Source organism: bacterium (genome assembly GCA_024224155.1).
Lineage (GTDB): Bacteria > Acidobacteriota > Thermoanaerobaculia > Multivoradales > JAHEKO01 > CALZIK01.
Genome location: JAAENP010000198.1, coordinates 1 through 23934 on the forward strand (window position 1 = coordinate 1; position 23934 = coordinate 23934).

A 23934-nucleotide genomic window follows, 5' to 3' on the forward strand; every position below is an offset into this window, starting at 1 on the left:
GCGTCGCGGAAGCTGGCTCGCCGGCCCCGGGAATCGGTCAAGCGCCCTTCTTCGAAGATCTGAAGAAAGAGATCGAAGACGTCTGAGTGGGCTTTCTCGATCTCGTCGAACAGGACAACCGAATAGGGCTGGCTACGGAGGCGATCGGTGAGCTGGCCGCCCGCCTCATGACCCACGTATCCGGGGGGCGCGCCGATGAGCTTGGCGACGGCATGTCGCTCGCCGTATTCGGACATGTCGATCTGGACGAGCCGGCGCTCGTCCTCGAAGAGAAACTCCGCCAGGGCCTTGGCCAGCTCGGTCTTTCCGGTCCCGGTTGGACCCAGGAAGAGAAGGACGGCAAGCGGCCGTCGAGGGTCGGAGAGTCCCGACTTGGCGGCCCGGATCGCGCTCGACACGGTCGCGACGGCGCCCTCCTGGCCAATCACCCGCCGACTCAGAGATTCCTCCATTCGGAGGAACCGTTCTCCCTCCGCTTCGGTCAAGCGCTCGACTGGAACCTGGCACCTCTGGGCTACGATTCCTGCAATCTCCTCCGGACCGATCGTCTGGCTCTCGCTCGGGGCACTCCTTCCAATCTGGTCCGGGGAACGCGCTGAGCTAAACGCCGCTAGCATCGACCGAGCGCAGGCTTGGTCCACCAGATCAATCGCCTTGTCCGGCAAGCGGAAGTCTGGGAGGTAGCGGATCGAGAGATCGACGGCCCTCTGAAGGGCGGCCTCATCGATCGATACTCCGTGGTGCGCCTCCAGCTCGGGCCTTAGACCCCGGAGGATATCCACGGCCGTGTCTCGGGAGGGCTCGTCCACCCACACCACCTGGAAGCGACGCTCCAGGGCGGGATCGTTTTCGATGTGCCGCCGATACTCGCCCGTAGTCGTGGCGCCGATGCAACGCAAGGTGCCTCGGCCAAGCGCTGGCTTGAGGAGGTTTGCCGCGTCCATGGCGCCGCTCGCGGCACCCGCCCCCAAGAGCATGTGAATCTCATCGATGAAGAGCACTAGCGAAGGGTCGGCTTCAGCTTCCGCGAGAATCGCCTGAATCCGCTCCTCGAACTCGCCCCGGTACTTCGTTCCCGCAACGAGGGCCCCCAGCGAGATCTCTATGATGCGCAGGCCCTTCAGCACTCGTGGCGCCTCGGCCTCCGCCAAGCGGGAGCTCAGACCCTCGACGATCGCCGTCTTGCCGACACCGGCGTCGCCGACCAGGATCGGGTTGTTCTTCTTGGCCTGGAGCAGGATGCGTGCAACCTGCTCAATCTCCTCGCGCCGCCCAACCACCGGGTGAAGATCTCCCGCATGCGCCAGCCGGCTCAGATCCCGTCCGAACTGACTGGCCACCCCTTCGTCCACCGGGCCAGTCGGCTTCGTCTCCTGTGGCGCAACAGGTGTCATTCGGGCCTTGGACGCGGCGACTCCCAGGGCAGGTCCGATCGCCCCCCTCGTCACTCCGAACTCCGCGAACAATCGGTCCAGAAGGCGCGAAGGAGCCTGGAGTGTGGCCTGCATCAGCCGAGCGAGATCAATCGAACCTCCTCCCAGAGCCTCGGCCTGCTTGAAAACCCTGCGGCAATCTGGCGTCCGATGCCCGGAGAACTTCTCGGCCCCTCGACGCTCTTCGGACCAGAGAGCCCGCAGGTATCGACGCGCGCGAGCCGGATGCAGTCCGCTCGCCCTGAGCGCCACAGAGTAGTCGGCGAGCTCCATCTCGAGGCTTCGAAGTTCGGCCAAGGGAAGCTCGAACGTCTGACTGGCCCGGATCTTGCGCAGCGAGTCGACCCTGCAGAGGCCGAGGAAGAGATGCTCGATGTCGATCTCGGGGCTACCCAGGTCTCGTGCTTCGACCGCCGCTAGCCCGAACGCAGCCTGGGCGGCTGGAGTGATCTTCTTCATCTCGACCTTTCCTCGAACGATACCAGCCCGCGTCGCCTTGCCGACTCGAAAGAAGACCGCGCCCCGACGCCTCTTCAAACCGAAGACCGGTCTGACGCGTGCGCATTTCCACATGGAACGTCGCGTTCACAGGTAGGAGCGAACACAACGGCAGCACTCATCGGGAGGAAACAAAACCATGACAACAAAACACAGGTCACGAATCGGATCACTGATGTTGGCGGCCGCATGCCTTTGCCTGCTTGCGGCCCAGACACAACCGGTTGTCGCCGGTCCCGCCGAGGCCGACTGGCCGAGATGGGAGACACCGGAGGAGGCCGGGTTTTCGTCAGAGCAGGTCGCCGAGGCCGAGCAACTCTGGGGGGATCTGGACAACGCCTCCTTGGCGTCGTCCTTCCTTGTCTACAAAGAAAGGGTCCTGGCGGCTTTCGGCGACTCGAGCAAAGAGTACCTGTGCCCCACGGTGCGGGGAACCTTGTTGGTTGCCCTCTACGGAACTCAAGTAGAGAACGGAAACATCGATGTAGAGAGGACCCTCGAGGAGGTCGGGATCACCGACCTGCCGGCGCTGACCCGAGCGGAAAGACAGGCCAAGATCAGCCACCTTCTTCAAGCCAGATCAGGCGTCTACCACGAGGCGGCGTGTGAGTCCCAGTGGATGAAGGACAATCGGCCGGCGCGTGGATCTCATCCGCCGGGAACCTTCTGGTACCTCAACAACTGGGACGTCAACGCACTCGGTACGATCTACTTTCAGGAGACCGGCCGCGAGATCTTCGAGGAGTTCGAAGAGAAGATCGCTCGCCCGCTCGGCATGCAGGACTTCCAGGCAAGCGACTGTAACTACCGCTGGGAGATGAGGTATTCCCTGCATTCCTGCTATTGGTTCCGGATGTCGGTCAGGGACCGCGCGCGACTCGGTCAGCTCTTTCTCCAGAACGGAAAATGGGGTAACGGGCAGATCATTCCCGAAACCTGGGTCGAAGAAAGCACCCGGGCCTACTCGGTCCCCAGCACTCCACGGATCCCGGGGATCGGCTTCGGCTACATGTGGTGGACTCTGGAGCCCGAGTTCTTCGAGTCAATTCTCATGGACTCGCGTCTTCATCATCTTCGCGGTTTTGCGGCGACCGATTTTGGCGGACAGGCGATCGTCGTTTTGCCCGACGCAGAGATGGTGGTCGTTGTGGGGTCCGAGGTCTCTTCCGACATCGGCTTCGATATGGTCGAGACGTTCCCGATGATGGAGAAGATCCTCACGGCGCGGGAGATCATCGACCTGGCGGCTCTTCGCCCCAAGGCCAGGCCGCGGGTAGTGCTACCGGGCGAGACTCTGCGCCTCACCGCCAAAACAAAGAACCATGGCGAGCGCGCGTCCGCGGCCACCAAGGTCGACTTCTACCTCTCGGCGAAGCCAACCGGTGCCGGCGAGCTCCGCTGGATCGGCTCGGCCGACCTGGCACCGCTGGCCGACGGCAAGAAGAAGAGCACCCGATCGCGAGCGGCCGTTCCGGAGGATCTCCCACTTGGAGAGTACTACCTGATCACCGCCGTCGATCGAGACAAAGACAACTACGACCTTGCACGAGACAACAACGTCTCGATCAGCAAGAGAACCATCGAGGTCCGGGGGCTGGGAAGTCCCCTGGGCCCACCCCTGGCGGCTCAGTCTCCTTGACCGGCTGCGGCGGGAACTGCGAGCACCGAACCTGAGCAGATCGACACTCGGTCGGCGCCCCTGAGATCAACCGCCCCCGTCGAGAGCGCCGATGTAGGGCAATGTTCGGTAGCGGTCGTTGTAGTCAAGCCCATAGCCGACGACCCAGACGTCGGCGATCTCGAAGCCCAGGTAGTCGATCTCGACCGGCACCTCATGCCGAGAGGGCTTGCGCACCAGAACGCACGACTTGAGGGAAGCCGGTCGCCGGGCGGCCAGGGTCTCCATCAGGTAGGCCAGTGTATGGCCGGTGTCGACGATATCCTCGACGATCAGCACGTGGCGGCCGGCGAGGTCCGACCTGAGGTCCATGATCAGCCGCACGGCGCCTCGGTGGTCGCCATCTTCGTAGCTGGAGAGGGCGATGAAGTCTATCCGGCGCGGGATCTTCAACAGCCGCGACAGGTCGGCGAGAAAGATGAACGCGCCTCGCAGGACGCCGATCATGAACAGCTCGTCGACCTCGCGGTAGTCCCGGGAGATACGGTCCGCCAGATGCCGGACCTGCTGTCCGATCTCTCTCTCGGTGAGGATCGCCCTCGGCAGCTGTGTCATTCGAATTCACTGTAGCACTTGACGGGAGCTAACGCCTGCGGCCACCGGGATAGCTGCGGAGCACCTTGCGCACGACCTCGCGCTTGGCGGGGGGCCCGCTGAAGGTTCCGCCCGAGGCTGCCGTCTCCTGCCACAAAACCCTTCCCCCGCGCGCCTCGATCAGCCGCACCTCGAGTCGAAAACCCCGGCCCAGCCCTCCGGGTCGATACCACTTGCCGACACCGATGATGATCGCCTCGGCGGAACGCAGACCGGCCTCCTCGAAAAGGGCGTCGAGCTTCCCAGCCGGATGATACTGCTCGCCGTCTCTCGGCTGGTCCGCCAGCTCATACGGGTCGATCGCCTCGTGGACCCGCAGGTTGCGGAGCTCCTCGACAAAGACGGAGGTCAGGTACGAGTCCATCCTGCCGTCCGAGGTGAAGTAGTAGACCGCGACCTTCCGGACTTCGCTGATGTCGTACGCATCTCGGGTCACTTCCGGTGTGATCTGTGCGGGGGAGGCGCTCGGAGGGGTCGGCTGGGTGGGAGGGGGCCAGGGCGTTGGCGGCGGCAAGCTGGCCTCCACGTCGGCAGAACGCCGCCTCGGACCGTTCCGGACGTCGAGAGCGACATCCGGTCGGTTGGTGATGATGCCGTCGACGCCCCAGGATCGAAGTCTCCGCATTTCCTCGGGATCGTCAACGACCCACGGGATCACGGCCACCCCCCGAGCGTGAAGCGCCTCGACGTCCTCCCGTTCGAGACGGTCACGGCGCGGAAGCAGAGCCGACGCCGTCGTGTCTTCCACCATCGCGAGGTACGAGTCGCGGTCGCGCGCGATGACCGCGCGGGGGATATCCGGGGCGATCCGGCGTATGTAGCGCAGCGCCTCGGCGTCGAACGATTGTACGAGGGTCCGACCACGCATTCCGGTCGCGTCGATGACATCGACCAACAATGCCGCGAATTCCTCCACTGGAATCCCGCGTGAGGCCTTCTGCATCTTGAGCTCGACATTGGCGCGGACCGCATAGGGCGCAGCGTGAGCGAGACGTAAGACCGCTTCAAGCGTCGGTATGGCGACCTCGCCTTCGCACCTGATCGCTTTGACGTCCTCGAGGCTGAGGTCCATGAGGAACCTCGACCCCAAGGTGCCGCCGTCTATTCGACGGCAGTTCCCTCCGATCTTCTGATCGTGACTGACGACGAGCACACGATCGCTGGTCGACTGGGTGTCCATCTCGAGAGTGTCGACTCCAAGCGAGATCGCCTTCTCGAACGCCGCCATCGAGTTCTCAGGGGCAAGGCCGGCGCCGCCGCGATGCCCCTGAATCTCGAACGGCCTTGCCTGAACGTCGGCCGACCTGCCCTTCGCGGGCTCGCGCGGGTCGGCTCGGTCGGGGAGACCGATCGAGCTGGCGCCGACCCAGCTAGGTGCGAGATTCAGTGTCAGCACGAATACTGCGATCGACGAGAGGAGCCCTTGGGTCGCTGGGGCCTCATACCGCATGGCGTCGTTCTCCTTGGGACTGCCTTTTTGTTGGTACCTCGAGTCTCCGCTACCTTGGCAAAGCGAGTGCTGGATCGGTTCCCGGCCTGTCGGCGGCACAGCGAGGCTTCCTTCGTCTCCCTTCGGCAACTCGGCGGTCCCGGGGTCCTTCGTGGCTGAGCGTCAGGGCCTGAGCGTCGCGAAGGAGGCGAGGACCCGTGGCTTTGCGGCCCTGGGTTTTCCCAGGTGTGCCTTTGTCGAGGCGCCTGGAATCTTACGCCTGCAATTGCGAGAAATACGCCACCCGTAGGGGCGGGAGTTGTCAGGCCTTGTCGCTCAGCCGACCCGACAGCAGGGCCCCGACCACCAGAGCCAGACCCGCCAGGACCAGAAGGACGGGCAGCAGCGACAGGGTAGCGTCCACCACCCGCCACAGACCACCAAGCAAGAATCCCGCGCCAACCAGCAGCCAGAACCCCTCTAGCCTAAGCCGGTAGAGCCATCTCGCGATCTGTCCCCCCAGGATGATCAATCCGATGCCCAGCAGGGCCGGACCCCATCCGACGTCCGCCAGCAGGGCGACGCCGACCCAGACGAAAAACGCCCCCCAACCGATCGCATCCAGGCGTCCTGCCAATCCTCTGCGTTCAGCCCTGCAGAGGCCCCAGCAGCACCACCCGACCTGCGCGCGCCTGTCGATCATCTTTGTTCCTCCTTTCCGGTCAGGCGCAACAGCCCGTCGTGTGCGGGCTCTGCACCGGTTGAGATTTGCGGCGGGAGCGTTTCCTCGCCCGAATCAGCAATGCCACCGCCACGGCCGCCATCACCGCACCCGCGACGGGAAGGCATCGCTTGGGCTCACAGGGGCAGCTCATGTGGCCCCGCGGCTCAGTCGTCTCCAGCAACTGCTTCGCCTGCGCTTCATCGGTTCTGGGCCTTTTTTCACACATCTTCGGGCTCCTCGTGTCTCAGGTCGTTTGCGTCTCCCGTCGGTCGCCTCACACTGTAGAGACGAATACCGCAAGCCGAGGGATACACCCGAGTTAAGAAGATCTGTTGCACAACACGGCGGCGATCTGGCGCTGCAACATCTGAGACCACTGACCGTATCTCTGGAGCGAGCATCGCTCTCGGAAGACAGCTTTTCCAAACTTTTCCCCATAAGGAGATCGATCATGCACAAGCCTCGTCGAGCCAGATTCTCTCCCCGAGCTCCCTATGCCTCCATCGCTCTCGCCGTCCTCGCGATCGCGAGCCTTGGCATCGCGGCCGGCCCGGCCGCGGCGCAGAACATCCAAGGCCTGCCCCGAGTCAGCCCGCACGCTGCCATCAGTCAGACGGTCGGGATCACCGATATCACCATCGACTACCACCGCCCGGCGGTCAACGGTCGCGCCATCTGGGGCGGCTTGGTGCCCCACGACGCCGTCTGGCGTGCCGGAGCCAACGACAACACCACGATCTCTTTCAGCCATCCGGTGACGATCGGCGGCACCGCGCTCGCGGCCGGCACCTATGGCCTGCACATGCTGCCGACCGAAGACAAATGGACGGTCATCCTGAGCCACAACTCGACCTCGTGGGGAAGCTTCAGCTACGACGAAGCCGAAGACGCCGCGCGAGTCGAGGTCGCGCCAGAGAAGAGCTCTGCCTTCGAAGAGCGCCTGCGCTACGGCTTCGAGGAGGTAGACGATTCACACGCCGTGATCGCGCTTCATTGGGAAGAGCTGACCGTGCCGTTCACGGTGGAAGTGGATAGCGAAACGCTGGTGTTGGAGAAGATCCGCAACGATCTGCGGCACCTGCCCGGCTTCTCCTGGCAAGGCTGGAACAGCGCCGCGGCCTACTGCCTGAACAACGACATCAACCACGAAGAGGCCCTGGCGTGGGCCGAGCGCTCGGTTTCCATAGAGGAGAACGCCAACAACCTGATGACCCAATCGGGGCTGCTCGAACAGATGGGGCGCGCGGACGAGGCCGGCGCGATCGAAGAGCAAGCTCTTACGATGGCCAACGAAAACCAGACCAACGCCATCGGGTACCGCTACTTGCTGCAACGCAACGACGTCGCCAAGGCGATCGAGATCTTCAAGAAGAACGTCTCCGATCACCCCGTTTCGTGGAATCCCCGCGACAGTCTCGGTGAAGCCTATGTCGCCAACGGCGATACGGCTCTGGCGATCGAGAGCTACTCGAAGGCACTCGAGATGGCGCCCGAGAACCAGAAGGCGCGCATCGAAGGGGTTCTCGCCGGCCTGAGAGGACAGTAGGCGCAAGTCATCGCGAGTAGGCGACTCGACGACTTGCTACGATCGCGGTCTGGGGCCACGGACCGCGTTGACATGAGCCGCATACTCCTTGCCGTCTTCCTGTTCTCGGCCGGTCCACTCCTGGCCGGCGGGGCGGTGGAGCTCGAGCCGGTAGCCTCGGGATTCGAAAGGCCGCTGGGCCTGGTCAACGCCGGCGACGGCACCAACCGTCTCTTCGTGGTCGAGCGCGCCGGGAGGGTTCATGTCATCGAGGACAGAGCCGTCCGCCGAAGGCCGTTCCTCGATATCCGCGACCGGGTCACCTGCTGCCAGGGTGGACACGGACTTCTCGGGCTGGCCTTCCATCCCGACCACGAAAGCAACGGTTACTTCTTCGTTCATTACTCCGACTTGTCGGGCGACTCGGTGATCGCACGTTTCAGCGTGTCGAACGCCGATCCGAACCGTGCCCGCGCCGGTTCCGAGCTCCGGATTCTCGCCATCCCACAGACGACCGCAGGCCACACCGGTGGTGACCTGGCCTTCGGCCCGGACGGCTACCTCTACGTGGCCTCGGGGGACGGCAGCAACGGTGGCGATCCGGACAACAACGCCCAGAGTCTCGGTAGACCGCTCGGCAAGATCTTGCGGTTGGATGTCGACGGCGGACCCGGAGCGGTTCCGTCCGATAATCCGTTCGTTGGCGAGTCCGGGGCCAGGGACGACATCTGGGCCTACGGTTTGCGCAACCCCTGGCGCATCAGCTTCGACCGGTTGACCGGGGACCTGTTCATTGCCGACGTCGGCCAGAACCGAATCGAGGAGGTTGACTTCCAGGCCGCCGCGAGTCCGGGCGGCCAGAACTACGGTTGGCGCCGGATGGAGGGATCGGCGTGCTTCGAGCCGCCCTCGGACTGCGATGCCGACAATCTGGTGTCGCCCATCCTCGAGTACGGCCATGACTTGGGCTGCTCCGTGACCGGTGGCTATCGCTATCGCGGCAGCCGCGGACCGACGTTGGTGGGGCACTATCTGTTCGGGGATTACTGCTCGGGAGTAATCTGGGGAGCCGAACCCAACCGCGACGGAGTCTGGATATCGCGAGTGCTGGCCGAAACCGACCTCCGGCTCGTCACCTTTGGCGAGGACGAAGAGGGCGAGTTGTATGTCGTCGACTTCAGAGGCGCGGTCCATCGGGTGGTGAGCCGCGAGGTCTTCGCCAGCGGCTTCGAGTCGGGGAGCTTCGCCGGCTGGACGCGCAAGGGGCCGGTCGAGATCGTGGCGCCGGGTCTCGCCGGATCGGGATTCGCTCTGGCGATACCGGCTGCCGACGGCCGCGAGCGTTTTGTTCGCACCCGGGCGACCCAACGCTCGACCGACCTAGAGGTGAGCTTCTTTGCGGAGACCAGCGGGCTCGATTTGGCGGGCGGCCAGGCCGATGCTCTGACGTTGAGCGACGGCCGTGGCGTCCACCTGCGTCTGGCTCTCGAACAGATCTCCCGGAAGCGCTATCGAGCCGCGTTGTGGGTGAGCGAAGGCTCAGCCGGAGAGCGGCTGGTGGGCCGAATGCGTTTCAAAACTCGCTCCGCGGTGCAGCTGGCCGTGGAATGGCGATCGGCTTCGTCTCCGAGCTCGCGCGACGGCGTGGCCCGCCTGAGCAAGAACGGATCTGTCCGCGCGTCGGCGGAAAACATGGCGACCGGTGTCCGGTTCGCCGGCGCGTTGAAGCTCGGCCTCCCCGGCGGAACGCCACCGGCAAGCTCGGGCCGATTGCTACTCGACGGAGTCTCCCTCAGAAGGTGACCAGAGCTCGCGGCGGGCCTGTCTCGTCGCGCAGTGAAGGGGCGGAGCTGGTGACCGCTTCGAAGCCCTCGGCCGGTCAGGGCGGAGGGATCGGCTGGCAGTCGGGGCCCAGCGCCTCGAAGTTCTCATCGTAGGCCCCAAAGCAGGAAACACCCGAGCCGAGGACCGCTCCGGCTAGCTGGCTATAGGCCACTCTCACTGAGGCCAAGCTCGAGACGTAGACTGCTCGGTTGGTCACGCCTCCGGAGGCAGACACGCGCGAGTTGTGAATCTCACCCTCAGGCGAGGCCCACCCCTCGACTCCGAAGTTCTCGTTCGGACCCGACGCCGACGCGCTCGAGCTCATCATGACGCCGTTTCCCAAAGCGATGCCGACGTTCCTTGCGCTTCCTGCGGAAGCCCTCGTCACAACCGAGCTCATCAGCGGCGAGGACGACGAGCTGTTGTATATGCCGTAATTGTACTCGCCGCCCGAGGCCGTACTCGTCACATTGATCATCGTCGGCGAGGCGTTGAGCCCGTTCTCGATGCCGTAGTTGTCGCTGGGACCCGAGGCTGAGGCCTCGACAAGGGTCATGCGAGGTGAGGAAGAGCTCCCGTTGACGATTCCCTTTTTGGAGTAGCCGCCGCCCGAGGCCGACGCGACGACCCGGGTCATCGTCGGCGACGCGTTGGAGTTGTAGACGCCGGTGACGTGGTAACTCGGGCCTTCCGCGGAAACGTTGACATGGCGCAGCGTCGGCGAACAGTTCCGGATATAGATACCGGTGCTGTTGTAGATACCTCCGGTCGCGAACGCCGAAACCTCGGACAGGGTCGTCGACACCTCCTCGAGGAAGATCGCTATCGCATTGTCGTCACCGCCGGTGTTGACGACGGTCAGCGAGCGGAGCTCGGCATAGTGGCCGCCGACCACCGTGCCTGAATCGAAACTCGTAGACCCGGACCAGCGAATAATCGTCACACCTTCCCCGGATCCCTCGATATCTACGAACGGCCGCATCGTGACCTGCTCGTCATAGACGCCCGGCGCCACGAGGACCAGGCTGCGACTGATCACTGGTGGGGGAGGGATGCTGTCCAGGGCGGCTTGGATCGAGGTGAAATGCCCGCCCGACTTGGCAACGATGATCACGTCGGCGTAGGAGCCCGGGGCCGTCGTCTGGAGGGTGCCGTCTGGAAACTGGATGCCGTCGGAGCGGAGGGTCAGTGAAGGCGGCTCGGTTGCGGCCAGCGCAATGAGCGGTACGAGAGCGAAGAGTGAGGTGAACGGAAGTCCGAGTTTGACCATTGCGAGCCCTCCTATCGGCCCTTCGGCAGCTCGGCGGTCTTGGGGTCCTTCGTGGCTGAGCGTTGTGGCCTGAGCGTCGCGGAGGAGGCGAGGACCCGTGGCTTTGCGGCTCTGGGTTTTCCCAGGTGTGCCCTTATCGAGGCAACCTAAAATGTCACGCCGACCGCTGCGTAGGAGTGCCACCCGAAGGGGCGGGATGGGTGCGCAGCCGATAGGCGGCGGCAGAGCCCGTCATCGACTGCACCAGCAGACTTCACGACGAGCCAGCGCTCAGGGTGACGCTGGTGCCGCGGTCGACCGAGAAGCCGTTGCGGAGGGTGATCGTGCCGCCTGCCGTCACGGAGAGAAAAGCACCCCTCACCACCTCGACATTCGGGCCGATCCAGACGTGCTCACAGACGTTCATGGTCTTGCCGATGATGATCTCTTCATCTCTGAGGACGTCGTCCTCGCAGAGCCCGAAGTCGAAGGCGCCAATGTCGCAGCCGCCGAGCCGCGCGACGCCTCGCTGATCGACCCAAGGGCCGCAGTTTATGGCGGCGTTGACGGCGTTGCTCGCGCCGTACAGGGCGTGGGTCATCGTCGGTCCGCCGTTGTCCTGCAGATTCACGTCGAAGTGGGTGACCTCGTCACCGTGGCACCCCAGGTTGGCGCCTTCGTCGACGATCTCCCACCAGCTGCAGTGGCCCCCGCCGGTGCTGTCGGCAACGATCGAAGACGAGAGACTCGCGTCGCTGCCCGTGGCGGCGCTAAAGCCGGCGACGGTGAAGATCGCGGGGCCGGTGGAGGCGTTTCCCGAGAAGGTGGTTAGCGTCGCGTTCAGAAAACCGTCGTTGTAGATGGCGCCGCCGTCGAAGGCGGTGTTGGCCGAGAAGGTCGAATTGCGAACGTAGGCCTCCCCGGAGGAGGTGGTGGTATTGAATAGCGCGCCTCCACTTCCACTTGCCGTGTTGTCGTGGAAGAGGGTCTCCCACGCCCACATGTAGTGCTCGTTGTAGACGCCCGCTCCCGCGTCTGCCTCGTTGTAATGGATATCGGTCTGAAGAAGGATGAGGGTGCCGCCGGCGGAGAAGACCGCGCCGCCGAGCTCGGCCTCGTTACCGCCCACAGCTCCGTACCGGACGGAAAGGTCGCCGTCCGCGTTGTAGATGCCCCCACCGCGGAAGCCGGCGGAGTTCCCCCAGATCAGGGTGGACTCGATCTCTGTGCTTCCTCGGTTGTAGATGGCGCCGCCTTTGTCGGTGACGTCGTTGCCCAGGAATACGCTGTTCCTCACGACCAGCCCAGCCACGTTGTTGTAAACGGCCCCGCCCTTGTACTCTCGTCCGTTCTCGAGGATCACGTTTTCGAGCCTCAGTGTGCCGAAGTCTCTGATCGCGAAGAAGCGGAAGATGAAGGGGGCGGTGGCCGATCTGTAGATGTAGTGGCCACGCCCATCGATCGTAATGTCGGTCGTGATCGGCCTCACCGCGTTCCAACCCAGGTAATAGTTGACGGGCAGACTCAACGTAACGTGACTCGTCAGAATGATCCTGTCGGCGCCGCTGCCGGCCTCGCACGAGCTGCCGGCTACTGCCGCGTCGCTGTTCGCGGCGTCGATGGCGTCCACCAGAGAGCAGCCGGCATCGACCCTGATCTCCGCTGCCGGGGCCGTCGTCGCCAGGGCGAAAAGCAGGCAGCTCCCGGACAGCCATCGTCGGCACGGCCATAGCCGCACCTCCGGAACCTCCATGGCAAGCATAATCACCTCCCGGCTACGGCGGCGCGGACGGGGAATCGTCCTCGGGGAGCCGCACCCAACTGCCTGTTGCAAAAAGACTACAGTCGCCTGGCGCCACCGCCAATAGCCGAGGGAGGGCCCGCGAGCCCGCCCCTTCGGGTGGGGTTCCGACCATGATCGTGGAAGACCATTTCAATGTTCGCCTCGACGCCGGCGGCGATGGGACCCAATCAGCCCTTTTCGTAAAGCGCGTTGACCACGACGCGGCGCCCCCGCTCGATTTCGACTCGCACCGTCTTGGTGGGAACTGCCGGCTCGAGGCCACGGCCCGCCAACTCAGCGTCGAGCGTTGCCGCGTCGACCAGGAAGGTGCGGCCCGAGGAGAAGCCGCTGTAGACGTGTGGCTCCTCTGGAAACGGGCGGATACCCTTTCCTTGGAGATCGGTCTCCGGCGTAAAGACCGAGATCAGGAGACGGCCTCCCGGGGCTAGAACCCGTACGCTCTCGCCCATCGCCCGGTCCCACTCCACGCGGCTCGAGGCGCAGTGGAAGATCCCCAGACCGACGACGAGGTCGAACGCTGCGTCGCCGAAAGCGCTCAGGTCGTCCATCCGGCCCAGGTGGACCCGGCGCCCGGCTTCCAGCTCTCCAAGGACCGCTGTGACCCGCGCCGTGGTGCGCTCGATCATCGCTCGCGAGCCATCTAGTGCCTGGAAGTCGAATCCACGCTTGGCCAACTCGACGGTGTTTCGACCCGCTGCGCAGCCGAGGTCGAGCACCCTCATCGCGGCCGGGTCGGCGACCTGTTCGAGTAGCTCCATCAGCCGCAGATCGGGATCGCGGTTGGCGAACTTCTCGACCGATTCGGCCCGCTCCCAGGTCGACGGCTCGTTCGGTTCGGTCATGGGCGAACACTACGTCAACAGCGCCTGGCCGGGCGCCCGGTTCTGTTTCAGCGGTAGGTGTGCGGCGAGACTTCTTGAATGACCGGCAAATTGGCCCTAAAAGGGCAACATATCGGACCAGGATGGGGCCAAGTCCAACTCGTGAGCACTCGAAGTGCTGCGCGCGGAGCGGAAGTCCGTCAACCGGAGTTCCACTCCCGTACGGTTTGCGCTTTGTTGCATGCTCGAGGCCCTCCCGTCATCATTCTGACTTGCGGAAGGTTATGGTGCGCCAAGCCGGATTGAGCTTTGGGAAGGCCATTGAGAGGGCCTTGCCTTGGAGACGCATTTTGACCGCTGGCGACAGTCTCTAATACCTCGAGCACCAGGCAGGCTCGGGGTCACCAGGGTCAGCTCTATTGGGCGGCTGGCTGACGTCCGCCGGGGATCTGAGCCAACTTGTAGGTACCGTATCTGGCTCGGACTCCCCCGGTTCGGCCTTGTCGGGAAGAGGGCCGGTTAGTCATGCCGACCGAAACGCTCAGGCGACTCCCACTCTTTCAATCATTGAGCGAAAGGGACCTTCGCTGCTTGGCGACGAATTCGACGGTGATGCCGATTGCAGGCGGCGAGACGATCTATCGAGCGGGAGATCCTCCCGACGGCTTCTATGTCGTTCAAGAGGGGACCGTGATGCTCTTCGGGGGGCCGCCGGACCAAGCGCACGAGCCTCTCGGTCGACTCCGGTCGGGCGACTCGTTTGGTGAGAGCGGCCTCTTTGATGGTCATGAGCGTAGCGAGACCGCCCGGGCCGAGGGAGCGGGAGCTCTCGTGAGACTCGACACCTCGGTACTCTTGGCCTTCCTAGAGAACCAACCTCTGATAGCCATCAAGATGCAGCTGGCCGCGGCCCGAGGTCATGCGGTGAACGTCAAGACCTTGTTTAGCCTTGCGAAGCGCTGGGCGGTTCGCTACTACGTCAACAAAGACATCCGGTTGAATGACGAAGACGCGGACTCGCGCCAGGCCACTCTGGTGGATCTGTCGTGGCTGGGAGTGCGGATCCAAGGCGTGGTCAGGGCGGAGTTAGAGAGCACCTCGGCGAAGCCTCCCATCGAGCCGATCGGCTCGTCGGCCGGTAAGTTGTCTCCATAAAAGATCATCAGAACTCTGCCGCTGACGACGAGTGGAGCTACCAGGGTCTCCACGGGCCAGCCACCACCGAGTTGGCGCAAGAGCCCCCGATTGGTCGGATTGTCCTCCGGTGCGAGGATGTGGGGCTCCCTGCGAGCGATCGCCTCACGGAAGACTGAAGGTTCGCGAAGTGGCAGCCGAATCGCACGGACACGCCGGGCTCCGGAGGACCCGTCAGAGTCAAAACCGAACTGGCCAACTCCGGAGAAGCCGCTTGGACTGGCGCTGAAAAGAGCTCCCCGACGGACCAGGTTCCGGGCGTAGTCGAGCACCGGAAGGGTGACCTCGCCCGTAAAACTCGGCGTCCGAAACTCTCTCATGACGCTCCGTAGCGAGCGCGCCTCGGGAGGCTCCGTATCGGTCTCTTCGCTCTCGAGCTGCTCGGCGATGCCGTCGAGCAGGAGCTTGTCGGCCGCGAGACCGTCGTCGACGAAAAAGTCGCTTGCCTCCACCTCTATCTCCGCGCGCTCGTGAACCTCGAAGCGATCGAAGTGAAAGAACCCCTGATCCCACTCGAGAAGCTCGTGCAGCACGCGTCGAACCTGGTGGTTCACCGAGTTCTGAAGCGCTTCTTGCGACACGAAGCCGGCCTCAACCAAAATCGTGCCGAGGCGCCGCTCGGTTTCGGAAGCGTGCTGAGTCTCGAGAGCCCGTTTGAGCTGGGCATCGGTTATGAGCCCCTTGCACAGCAGGATATTCCCGATGGCCTCGCGAACCGAACTCGAGGCTGCGAAAATGATCCGACCCTTTCGCAGAATGATCAAGCCCTCGCCGGCCGGCTGCGCGAGGCTCAGGCGGCCGCTGTTGCCCGATAGGGCGAGTAGCTGCAGTACCGCGCCGAGTCGCAGATCGTCGAGTCGCCCTTTGATAGCCACAGTCTGACTATATCGGGGCAGGTCTTGGCGGAACCGCTCTCCAAGCTCCGCCGAGCTGTGTTCCGAAGAGCTGAAACCCGACTCGGCCCATGACGTCCCATATGTCGCCCCTCACCATCGAGGAAGCGAGAGCCTGTGTGCGTAAACCCGGCCCCACCCTTCCGGGTGTGGTGGAAACGAGATGACTCTGCTCTGGTGGAAGTACCCCGGCAACGGCACAACCGGCGAAAGCCGGTGCCGCAAAGCTGTGGGTCCTCGCGTCTTCCGCGATCGATCACATCGCTAAGGATCTCAGGATCGCCTTGGCTGCCGAAGGGCGACTTCCGAACTCGGGAGAAAGAAGATGAGACGCCGCATGCAATCCGTCCTATTCGCGATTCCATTCGTGTTGCTGACCCTGGCGATGGTAGAGGTCAGTCTCGCCGACACAAGGGCGGGGAAAGGGATGAACGTCGACAGAATCCTCGGCAACAACCGGTACCACAGCCCGACGGGTGACGGTGTTCTGGTGGGTGTGACGGATGCCTGGCTGGTGGACGAAGATCATGAGGAGCTAGCCGGACGGGTGATCGCCATGCACGATCCGGCGGACGTCGATACCACTGATTTCGACGGGGCCGACTTCGGCCATGCGACCGCAATGGCGGGGAATATCGCCTCAGCCGGAAGACTCAGATCGGAAACCCGGGGTCCGGCGCCGGACGCCACGATCCTCTCCATGCTCGATTCGTATGAGCCCAATGACGAGATCGCCTATGCTGCGAGAACCCTTGGATTGCGGATCTCCCACAACGCCTGGGGGCCGGACCACGACACGGAGTTTCAGCCTCCCCGACGATATCCACCGTTCTTTGCTGGTGCCATTCGGGGTCTCAAGGCCAGCATGGGCCGTTTGGGGTACTACGGCAGTTTCAACCGTGACCTGGACAAGATGATCCTCAAAGCCGACGTCCTCAGCGTCTGGGCCAACGGAAACGACGCCTATTTGGTTCCTTTCTATCCTTTGGAGAATGGCTTTGGAGTTCCATTCGTCGTGGATGACTGGCATCGGTTGAACGCGGGGTTCGACACTTCAGGGCTACCCTCCAACTCAAAAAACATACTCTCGATCGGCGCGACGATGCACGACGACGTCATCGCCGGCTTCTCCTCTCGAGGACCTGCCTACGATGGACGCTTGTCTCCGCACCTGGTCGCACCCGGATACGAGCTCCAGGTGTTGAGTCCCGAGAATGAATATGGCATCGGTTCCGGAACCTCGGGATCCTCCGCGGTTGCTGCCGGCGCTGCCGCGCTGATTCTCCAGCAGTACAGTGAGATTCACGGGACCGAGCCCAGCTCGGCTCTTCTGAAAGCCATACTGATCAACTCCTCGCGAGATCTCGGTCCGAACGGGCCGGATTACACCTACGGCTATGGAAAGCTCGATGCCGAATACGCTGCTCAGACGATCAGCGGACAAGAGGGCGTCAGGGAATACAGGAAGGTGCTGTCGCGCTTTGTCGAAGACACTATCGAACACAATGAGACACAGGCTCACGCCTTCGAGGTCAAAGGCAACGCGAAAGAGCTGCGGGTGACGCTGGCCTGGCACGATGCTCCCAAGAAGAGGCTCGTCAACGACCTGGATCTCTGGATTCGCCATGGCGACGGCAAGAAGATCCGACCGCTGACCCTGAATCCCAAACGTCCGCAAAAGCCTGCGAAGATGAAACGCAATGGTCGGGACACGGCCGAGCACATCGTCGTCGAGAACCCACAGGCGGGCGAATGGACGGTATTTGTCGAAGGCAAAAAGGTCCCCAAGGGACCGCAGCCCTTTGCCCTGGTGGTTGCGGCAGGCAAAGGCAACAGACGGCCGATTCACAAGACCGAAGGAGACTTCACCATTGAGCACTTCCTGGTCAGCAAGGGAAACGTCGATCAGCCCGAGACCCGCTTCGCACCAGGTGAAGACATCTATTTTCATACCCTTGTAGACGTTCACGAGAACGCCCAGTACAGCGACGGCTACTACGGGACCATGACCGCGCGCTATGAGCTCCGCGATGAAGCGGGCGTGCTGAGATTCGTCATCACCTCGGCATGGGACAACTGCGCTGCTTCAGTGGGAGGACAGTTGCGGGACGTGCAGTCTCGCGCCCAGGATATTCCCGATATCGAGATGATCAAGGGAACCTACCGAGTACGGTCGATCGTCACCATGCACAACGGTGTCACCAAGACGGCACCAAATGAATACGAGGTGACCCTCGAGTAACCCCTCCGGCCCTCGCGAGGCCAGCGACCAACTCGATAGCCGTAGACCAATCCACGTCCCCGCCGAGGCAGTCGTCGTTCTTGAGCCACACCAGTGAATCTCCAAACTCCCTGCAATCACGAGATCACTTGATGGTGCCGGAGGGGGGAGTCGAACCCCCACGAGGTTGCCCTCAACGGATTTTGAGTCGGAGACGAGGCAAAACGCGACGGCTAGCCGCAACAGATAACCACAATCAATAGAGTAAGTTAGGTGGGGTCGTCTGATTGAGACGTACGGTCCAAAGCTGCCGATTGTTAGGGTCCAGTGTGCCAGGAGTGTGCCAGAGGGGGTGGCCCTATCGAAACGGGCGGCCCGCTCGTTTTGAATTAGGCTGCTTCCAGATGGTGGCTACGCGTGCGGAGCTTGCGGGCTGAGGCTCTGTCCCTCGACCCATCGGGAACCACCCTCGTTTCGAGCCCTCCGGTGTCGAGAGTCCTCAGTCGAGTCGGCGCTGCATCGGCCCCGGCCTCTGTGCTACTTTGATCCAAACCAAAGGGCCGACATGTGCAGGACATCTCATCTCGGGCGTAGGCCCGGATCGCAGCCCCGAGCGTTCCCCAGCGCGCTTTTCTCGGGCTCCCACTTCGGCCCGGATTATGAGACCACCGCATGCACCATAGCGATTAAGCCGCCTGCGACCCCACAACGCGGACCAGCCAGCTTTCCAGGGCCTCTCCTGAACATCGCCGCCAGTCTCACCCGGAGTGCATACGTGCATCGAATTCACCGTTCGGCTCCTGAAATCGGGCGCCGAATAACTTGTTAGACGGCACATACGAGCATGAGTGCAAGGTGGAAGGTGTTCGTTTTTGCGTTCTTTGCTGGAGTCTTTCCGGTCTTCTTGCCTATCTACGCTGTATTCATGGACGCTCTGAACAATCTGGCAGCTCGTCACATGGGGCAACACTTTGGGCTCTACTGGGTTTTCTACGTGATGCTCGTCTTGTTGGCTGGATGGGTTCTTTTTCTCGTCGATGCGGCTCGAAATCCGCGCGTGCCAGAATCGAAGCGAAATGGCTGGATAGCGTTACTGTTCTTCGGCGCTTTCTGGGCCATGCCCTTCTACTGGTGGTGGTACGTTCGTCCCAGCGAAGCAGTGGCTACTGTCCGGTCAGGCTCCAGCGCCGTCTAACCACTCGCTGCACCGGACACCGCCTCGCGTGCTCCGGGCCGAGTGTAGACTTCAATCCGGTGGTTAGCTTCAGGAACGCAGGTCTCATCTGCACCGCAGGCGGTGCCGGTGAGCTCAGAATCCCGTTAGGTGCCGAGGGGCCGAGTCGGTATGCGTGAAGCAGTACTAGTTTTCTTGGTTTTGGGTTGCGCCTCAAGCGGACCTGATGGTTCAGTCGCAGCGGAGAATTGTCAGGCGGCGACTTTGTGCCAGGAACTTGCAGCGGCGGCGAGTCGTTGTGAAGAGGGTGTCGGATGTGAAGAGTTCGTAGGTTTGGTTGGCGCTCTCCTACCTACGACAACTTGTCGTCGCCCGGGCGACACTTCGCCGGTGCCGTCGATTTGGCTGTGCGGTGGTCTGACCGATCGAAGCACCTCAAGGCTGGAAGAGTACTTTCTTCTACTGCAGGATCTCGAGATCCCTTCCGCAATTGGTACTTTTGGCAGTAACGAGTTTCGTGAGGCCCTTGACGGCCACTTGGCCGAAGTATTCCTCGAGCCTTCCGAGGCAGCAGCACGGCGTCGAGGGCGCGATTGAGAGAGCAGGTGTACTCGGCACCTAACCAATCGCTGCACCGGACACCGCCGGTACGTTCGCTCCAACCATGATCATGTTTAGGTTCATCAACTCGCTGCAAGCGGCCGGTTTCGCCAGCGGTGTCGGTGAGCTCACAATCCGTTATGCCGACAGCGGCGAAAGGAGAGGAGAATGACACTCAATCGGGCGGTGAAAGTATGTATTGCCCTTGGGCTCGCCTCGCTCATTGCGGTCTTGGTTAGCCATCTCGCACTCACTGACATCTACCATGGGGAGGGCGACCTGAGTCTTGAATGGGGTGTTCTTCGTGTCTGCGTAAGTGTCATCGTGGCCTTCCAGTTGTACGCTCTGATGACTCTCTGGCGAGTCGTCCGCAAAGGGCACAGCGGGGGTATTGCTACAAACTAAGGGAGACCGGCAGGGTTACCGGCGAGCTTCGTGGATTGCCGCGCAGAGCTGGTTGGTTCCGAGTTCGATGGTGAAGCGTCTGCGGCATAACAAATCGCTGAAGCCAACGCGCTTCGCGCGCGGCTTAGCTCTCATCCGTTAGGCGGCAGGCAACGAGCCGTAGCAAAAGCGCCATGACAGCAGTCTTGCGGCGAGAGGTTTGGCCAAGGCTCTGTCTTCTCCTTTGCTTACTCTTCGTCCTGGGCTGTGGGAGGCAGTATCACCTTGTTGGAAGGGTAGTTGTTGCACCAGCGGGCTTGACCGACGGCCTAATTGCAGAAGTGACAGGCCATCCGCTGCCTGAGATGGGTACTCCCGTTGTCGGCGCCACCGTGACCCTGTTCCACACTCTCGAGGCAGACGGGCATCCCAACCGGGAGTCATCGTGGCAGACCAGAGTGAGCAGCGAGGAGGACGGCGTGTTTTCACTTCGGGACTACGCAGCACCCGGCAAGGTCAACTTAGTGGGTCTCGAGGTGACCGCCCCGGGATATCACGCCACGTTCAGGACCTACCTTGACTACGCTGACACACAACCGCAGCTGTTCGTGGTGTTTCTCCGCCCAAGGAGCTGACCGAGGTGTACCTGCTCGCCTAACACCTCGCTGCACCGGACACCGCCCTTCGCGTCTCCGAGCCAGGTGTAGACTCCGGGTCAGTGGTTAGCTTCAGAAACGTAGTTCTCGTCAGCACCGCGGGCGGTGCCGGTGAGCTCAAAATCCGTTAGCTGGTCGCATGAAAAACCTTCGTCGTCGCGCCTTGGTCTGGATGGTGTTCGGTGTTGTCGCTGTTCAGTCGCTATTGTGGGTCGCTGACGGGCGCAAGCAACTTGTGAGCGAGGTTGTGGACTGGTACTTCACGACTGGCGACGAATACCGAAGGGAAATCGGGGGGCGGGTGGACTATCGGGAGTACGTATTGGGCTATGAGACGGATATCCGCTCGCCGTCTGCAACAATTTTCATAGCCAAAGATGATGCAAGGGAAATAGGAGATCGGAGGCTTCGCAGAATCGGAAAACGCGCCGCGGCTTCGAAGGTGATGATTCGAATAGCCAATGACTCTAAGGGTGATCGATTTGTTTACGGCGAGGTCTTCAACACCCCCATCTTTGGCCGAACGTACATAGGTTCCGAAGCACTCCCGTTTTGTTCGCTGGTGGGATCAGTCAATCTTGTTTATTTCATGGGCTTCTGGGTTCGTGTTCCAGACCTGTGGGAAATACGGAAAATGTGGTGGGGCGCCAGCTAACAACTCGCTGCACCGGACACCGCCCGTATGCATTCTTCAACCGTAACCATGTTCAGGTTCACCAGCTCACTGCAAGCGGCCGCTTTCGCCAGCGGTGCCGGTGAACTCAGAGTCCGTTAGGCGGCACTGGGGCCGGTTAGTGATGACCGCTACCACTAAAGAACGCGTTGGCCAGTGCCCCATTTGCACCGAGCAGAAGCAACTGACCAAGGACCACGTCCCGCCGAGAGGGCTTTTCTTGAAGCCGAGGCCGACGAACACGATTACGGTGTTCACCTGCTCAGACTGCAACGAGGGCAGTGGACTTGACGACGAGTACTTCCGGATCTACATCGCGACGACCGCAGATCCGAATTCGCATCTCATGCGTCTGTGGCGGGAAAAGGTCGTTGGCTCCTCGTTAGAGCGAAGCCCAGCCCTTCAGGCGGCTCTAGTCGAGGACCATGGACCTCGTCCGTGAGCACCACAAGGTGACACCCCTCACGACCTATGAGGGCCGCGTGCTCACTGAGGCCGAAGTTGAAAACGTCCTACCTTTGTCAAAAAGGCGGATCGACCGCATAGCGACGAAGATCGTCCGTTGCCTTCACTTTCGTCAGAGCGGCGAGGTTCTCCCGAAAGAGACCAGTTTCACTGTTGGCATCGAACCCCAGACAAGCGACGAACTCGAGACGGTCGTGCGGCAGCGCTCTGGCCTAGTCGGTGGCAAGCTGGGTGAATTCATCTATCGGTTCTCACCGACACCGGATGGCGGCTCGTGGGACTGGGTTTTGCTGTTCTATCTCACACACCACTTCCGGGTCCACGTAACTGGGCCGTAGGTGCGAAGCCGCCTAACAAATCGCTGCACCGGGCACCGCCTCGCGTGCTCCGGGCCGGGTGTAGAATTCGGCTCAGTGGTTGGCTTCAGAAACGTAGGTCTCATCAGCACCGCCAGCGGTGCCGGTGAGCTCAAAGTCCGTTAGAGAGCGCGGATGGTTACTTGGTCGTTGTGGATCGATGTCGAGGGTTTCGATTCGGTATATCGGTCAAACGAAGCCAAGGCTCTTTCGCATCTAGCCAAACTGGCCGATGCGATTCACGCGATCGGGGACAAAGCCTTCAGCGGGGAGAAAGAGCGGCTATTCGCTTACGGCTTGGGCGACGGGTTTCTCGTGCAACCTGACTGGGACAGGCCCGAAGGGGAGCGGTCGATTGCAGTCGCGGTTGCCCTGATGTGCCACATGATTTCGAAAGGGTGTGCGGTCAAGGCGGCTATTTCCGCTGGTGAGATTGCGGATATCACTGGTTGTTTCTCGGCTGCGGCGAATAGTGGCGCTATGGGAACTGGTCTGCTGAAGATCTTTCCGGTCATGGGTACTGCACTGACCAGCGCTTACAAACTAAGCACCACAGTTCATGGGGCAGTCTTGGCCTTGGACGCTGCCATATTTTCGGCGGTTCCGAAGGGCGTCCGTGTCACGAGTTCCGCTCCGTTACTGGTTGACTGGGTCCACAGTCGGTGGCCCGCGGTTACCCGGCTATCCGAGACAGCGGAACTGAAACTCCCAGAGCCAAGGCAGGCAGAACAGTTTCTGCGGGCCTATGTAGAAGCAAACGATCTGACGCCCCGATGGATCGAGTCGAGCCTCAAGTCCAATGCCGTTGCACTAGGCGCAGCCTGACCCCTCACTGCACCGGACACCGCCTCGTGTGCTCCGAGCCGGGTGTAGACTCGTTCCGGTGGTTAGCTTCAATAGCTTTGTTCTTATCTGCACGGCAGGCGGTGCCGGTGAGCTCACAGTCCGTTAGACGGCGTGGATGTCATCCGTAGGCCAAGGACTAGCCGAGTCACAAGAGGGCAGGAGGGTGCCCTTCGCCCTTGCATTCGGTGCGAGCTTAGTTCTTGCCGTCGTTGGGCTTGGCTCAGCTGTATTTGGGCTTCGGGCAAGCTTCCGGTACGGATCCTCCGCAGGCACCGGACCAGGTTACCTGGGTCTCGGCGTTATTTTGTTTCTCGCAGTTCCGTCGTTGCTGGCAGCTATTAGCGCGGCCAGGTTAGCCACGTCTAGCGGTCAGCGGCGTGCGGTCTCTTGGGCTTTTGCTGTCGTGCTGCTTGCCGGCGCACTGGCAGTTCTGCTTTTCTTCGTCGGCGCCTACCCAGTTGACTGGTGGTTTGGGGGCCGTTAGTCAACGCCGTCTAACCCCTCGCTGCACCGGACGCCGCCCTTTCCTTCTTACAGCCGCTCGTAGGCTTCGATCAGTGATTCACCTCAACAACCAGGTTCACCTGCATCGGCTGGGCGGTGCCGGTGAGCTCAAAATCCGTTAGACGGCGGAGGGTAAGGGTCTTTTGGCTACATTCACGATAATCGCCTCCACTCCGTCACAGGACTGCGTTGAGATGTACCAATGCAGCGCTTCGTCGGCATTTGCCGAGATTAAATCCTGGTCTGCCGAAGTACTTGAGGGCAGAGCGAAAGCGCTGGGGTTTCGTGGTTCAGCTCATTTGCAGCGAGCGCTCTCCGAGTCAGCACCTGTTCCTCTTTCCCGGATCGGTATGCCAGGAGTTTGGAACGGCACGGTTCGAATCCGAGAC

18 protein-coding genes and 3 riboswitches are annotated in these 23934 nt (G+C 62.1%); of the genes, 10 read left to right on the forward strand and 8 right to left on the reverse strand.

Annotated features, from left to right (window positions below; translation table 11 throughout):
• A partial coding sequence (locus GY769_10850; GenBank protein MCP4202416.1) for an ATP-dependent Clp protease ATP-binding subunit occupies positions 1–1892 on the reverse strand: 1892 nt, incomplete at its 3' end.
• 178 nt (positions 1893–2070) lie between these two features.
• Between GY769_10850 and GY769_10855 the strand changes: the two genes are divergently transcribed.
• On the forward strand, positions 2071–3570 hold the full coding sequence (locus GY769_10855) for a serine hydrolase (protein ID MCP4202417.1): 1500 nt from the start codon (positions 2071–2073) through the stop codon (positions 3568–3570).
• Between the two features lie 66 nt (positions 3571–3636).
• Here GY769_10855 and hpt read toward each other — a convergent pair whose 3' ends face one another.
• The 3 genes from hpt to GY769_10870 form a co-directional block, all read right to left on the reverse strand.
• Positions 3637–4164: a hypoxanthine phosphoribosyltransferase gene (gene hpt / locus GY769_10860; GenBank protein MCP4202418.1), complete on the reverse strand. Its 528-nt coding sequence runs from the start codon at positions 4162–4164 to the stop codon at positions 3637–3639.
• A gap of 28 nt (positions 4165–4192) precedes the next feature.
• The gene (locus GY769_10865) at positions 4193–5653 is read right to left on the reverse strand and encodes a hypothetical protein (protein MCP4202419.1); all 1461 of its coding nucleotides are present in this window, start codon (positions 5651–5653) and stop codon (positions 4193–4195) included.
• A gap of 121 nt (positions 5654–5774) precedes the next feature.
• A riboswitch (cyclic di-GMP riboswitch) is annotated at positions 5775–5895 on the reverse strand.
• 59 nt (positions 5896–5954) lie between these two features.
• Positions 5955–6335, reverse strand: coding sequence for a hypothetical protein (locus GY769_10870; GenBank protein MCP4202420.1), 381 nt, complete (start codon positions 6333–6335; stop codon positions 5955–5957).
• Positions 6336–6807: 472 nt separating this feature from the next.
• On the opposite strand from GY769_10870, the gene GY769_10875 reads away from it, so the two are divergent.
• Both GY769_10875 and GY769_10880 read left to right on the forward strand, forming a co-directional pair.
• The gene (locus GY769_10875) at positions 6808–7902 is read left to right on the forward strand and encodes a DUF2911 domain-containing protein (GenBank protein ID MCP4202421.1); all 1095 of its coding nucleotides are present in this window, start codon (positions 6808–6810) and stop codon (positions 7900–7902) included.
• A gap of 72 nt (positions 7903–7974) precedes the next feature.
• Complete coding sequence (locus tag GY769_10880; protein ID MCP4202422.1) at positions 7975–9684, forward strand: PQQ-dependent sugar dehydrogenase; 1710 nt, start codon at positions 7975–7977, stop codon at positions 9682–9684.
• 76 nt (positions 9685–9760) lie between these two features.
• Here GY769_10880 and GY769_10885 read toward each other — a convergent pair whose 3' ends face one another.
• From GY769_10885 to GY769_10895, 3 genes are all read right to left on the reverse strand, one after another.
• Complete coding sequence (locus GY769_10885) at positions 9761–10975, reverse strand: hypothetical protein (GenBank protein MCP4202423.1); 1215 nt, start codon at positions 10973–10975, stop codon at positions 9761–9763.
• A gap of 21 nt (positions 10976–10996) precedes the next feature.
• Positions 10997–11117, reverse strand: a riboswitch (cyclic di-GMP riboswitch).
• Between the two features lie 111 nt (positions 11118–11228).
• The gene (locus GY769_10890) at positions 11229–12716 is read right to left on the reverse strand and encodes a hypothetical protein (GenBank protein MCP4202424.1); all 1488 of its coding nucleotides are present in this window, start codon (positions 12714–12716) and stop codon (positions 11229–11231) included.
• A gap of 209 nt (positions 12717–12925) precedes the next feature.
• Entirely contained in the window at positions 12926–13600 is a 675-nt protein-coding gene (locus GY769_10895) for a class I SAM-dependent methyltransferase (GenBank protein MCP4202425.1), read from the reverse strand.
• A gap of 591 nt (positions 13601–14191) precedes the next feature.
• Here GY769_10895 and GY769_10900 point away from each other — a divergent pair.
• Entirely contained in the window at positions 14192–14734 is a 543-nt protein-coding gene (locus GY769_10900; protein MCP4202426.1) for a cyclic nucleotide-binding domain-containing protein, read from the forward strand.
• Here GY769_10900 and GY769_10905 read toward each other — a convergent pair.
• Positions 14554–15648, reverse strand: coding sequence for a DUF4388 domain-containing protein (locus GY769_10905; GenBank protein MCP4202427.1), 1095 nt, complete (start codon positions 15646–15648; stop codon positions 14554–14556). The two genes, GY769_10900 and GY769_10905, sit on opposite strands and share 181 nt — an antisense overlap.
• Positions 15649–15852: 204 nt before the next feature.
• Positions 15853–15962, forward strand: a riboswitch (cyclic di-GMP riboswitch).
• A 41-nt stretch (positions 15963–16003) separates the two neighbouring features.
• On the opposite strand from GY769_10905, the gene GY769_10910 reads away from it, so the two are divergent.
• The 6 genes from GY769_10910 to GY769_10935 all read left to right on the forward strand — a co-directional run bounded on the left by GY769_10910 (position 16004) and on the right by GY769_10935 (position 23020).
• Entirely contained in the window at positions 16004–17908 is a 1905-nt protein-coding gene (locus GY769_10910) for a S8 family serine peptidase (protein ID MCP4202428.1), read from the forward strand.
• Positions 17909–18731: 823 nt separating this feature from the next.
• A complete protein-coding gene (locus GY769_10915) occupies positions 18732–19082 on the forward strand; it encodes a hypothetical protein (protein MCP4202429.1) in 351 nt (116 codons plus the stop codon).
• Positions 19083–20410: 1328 nt separating this feature from the next.
• Positions 20411–20680 (forward strand): hypothetical protein, encoded by a 270-nt coding sequence (locus GY769_10920; protein ID MCP4202430.1) that lies wholly within the window; start codon positions 20411–20413, stop codon positions 20678–20680.
• Positions 20681–20840: 160 nt separating this feature from the next.
• On the forward strand, positions 20841–21356 hold the full coding sequence (locus GY769_10925) for a hypothetical protein (GenBank protein MCP4202431.1): 516 nt from the start codon (positions 20841–20843) through the stop codon (positions 21354–21356).
• A 443-nt stretch (positions 21357–21799) separates the two neighbouring features.
• Positions 21800–22177 (forward strand): hypothetical protein, encoded by a 378-nt coding sequence (locus GY769_10930; GenBank protein MCP4202432.1) that lies wholly within the window; start codon positions 21800–21802, stop codon positions 22175–22177.
• A 168-nt stretch (positions 22178–22345) separates the two neighbouring features.
• The gene (locus tag GY769_10935; GenBank protein MCP4202433.1) at positions 22346–23020 is read left to right on the forward strand and encodes a hypothetical protein; all 675 of its coding nucleotides are present in this window, start codon (positions 22346–22348) and stop codon (positions 23018–23020) included.
• The last annotated feature ends 914 nt before the right edge of the window (positions 23021–23934 follow it).